1 protein-coding gene is annotated in these 1,815 nt (G+C 45.0%); it reads right to left on the minus strand.

Features of this window, described 5'->3' with window-relative positions; genetic code table 11:
• Positions 1-1,815 (minus strand): PolC-type DNA polymerase III (locus GMD4S_RS12000; protein ID WP_000409010.1); only part of this gene is annotated, 1,815 nt, incomplete at both ends.

Below are 1,815 nucleotides of genomic sequence, written 5' to 3' on the forward strand. Positions count from 1 at the left end.
CGGCAAATCCATTCCCCAGAATGGAAGTTAATTCTTTTTCAATCCGCAAATCAACGATATCTGGCAGCGGATTTCCATAAATCTCAAAAGCTTTCTTGTAGGTCAGCTCGGCAACCGTTTCTTCAGCCTTGTCGATGAAAGGCGTGTACAAGTCACCCTTAACGACCTCAACAGGCTCAAAAATTTCTGCCAAGGCATTGGTGTTTTCAATAACCAATTTACGAGCCAATTCCTCGCCCAAGAAGGCAAATTCATCCAACATCTCATTAGTCGTTCGAAAATGAGCTTTCGGAAGAGGAGCTGGTTGGGCATGTTCACCATGACCGATGGTTCGGTTAATCATAGCCCCCTGGCCCAAACTACGGACGATAATTTCACGGTAAATCTCTTCTTCCGGTTCGATATAATGGACATTTCCCGTAGCCAAAACAGGCTTCCCAAGACGGTCCCCAACCTCTATCAAACTCTTGATAATAGTTTGGAGTTCCTCCATATCCTTGACCTGCTCTTTAGCAATCAAGGGAGCATAGATAGCCGGTGGCATGACCTCGATAAAGTCATAATACTTGGCCACCTCAACCGCCGCATCCACACCTTGGGAAACGACAGCGTCAAAAACTTCACCCTCCGAGCAAGCCGACCCCAAAATCAAGCCCTCCCGATGGGCGTCTAGAACCGTTCTCGGAATCCGTGGCACCCCTTCAAAATACTTGGTGTTAGACAAAGAAACCAGCTTAAAAATATTTTTTAAACCAACTTGATTCTTGACATAAATGGTCGCATGTTTAATCCGAGCTTTTTTATAAGAATCTGGACTGATTAGATCAATATTGAGTCTAGCCAGATCGGTCACACCATGTTTTTCTGCTACCTCTTTGATAAAGATGAAAAGCAGACGACCAGTAGCTTCCGCATCGTAGTTGGCCATGTGGTGGTGTTCAAGTGCCACACCAAAACGCTTGGTCAAAGGCCCCAAACCATGACGTTTATACTCAGGATAGAGGTTTCTAGCAAACTCCAGCGTATCGATGACTGGCTGGCTAATCTTAGGCAGACCATGACGCTCATAGTTGGCATTCATAAAACCAACGTCAAAGGTAGCATTGTGGGCTACTAAGACTGTATCCTTGCAAAACTCTTGGAATTCTTGTAAAACTTGTTCCAGTGGTTTGGCATTTTTGACATGATCATCTGTAATACCAGTCAACTCAGTAGTAAAGGCTGATAATGGATGTCCGGGATTGATAAATTCATCAAATTCGGCAATAACATTCCCCTTATACATCTTAGAGGCCGCAACCTGAATCAAGTCATTATAGATAGCTGAAAGTCCCGTCGTTTCAACGTCAAAGACCACGTAGGTCGCTTCTGACAAGTCCATCTCCACTTCGTTATAAACGATAGGGACACGGTCCTCCACGATATTGGCTTCCATTCCATAGATCAGCTGGATTCCAGCTTTCTTAGCTGCCTTGTAGCCATGTGGGAAGGATTGAACATTTCCATGGTCGGTGATGGCAACCGCCTTGTGCCCCCACTTAGCAGCTGTCGCAACGATCTCCTCTACCTCTGGTAGAGCATCCATGGTCGACATGTTGGTATGAGCATGAAACTCAACCCGACGCTCACCTTCTGGCATCAAATCCTTCCGCTCATAGTGAACAACTTCCTGCACATCCTGCACGTTCATGGTCAAATCGCGTGTGAAATTATTCATCTCCACATTTCCACGAACTCGGAGCCAAGAATTCTTCTTAATGATGTCAAACTTCTGAGCTTCTTCTTCATTCTTAACCCATTTTTGCATTGAAAAAC

This window comes from Streptococcus sp. GMD4S (genome assembly GCF_000296955.1).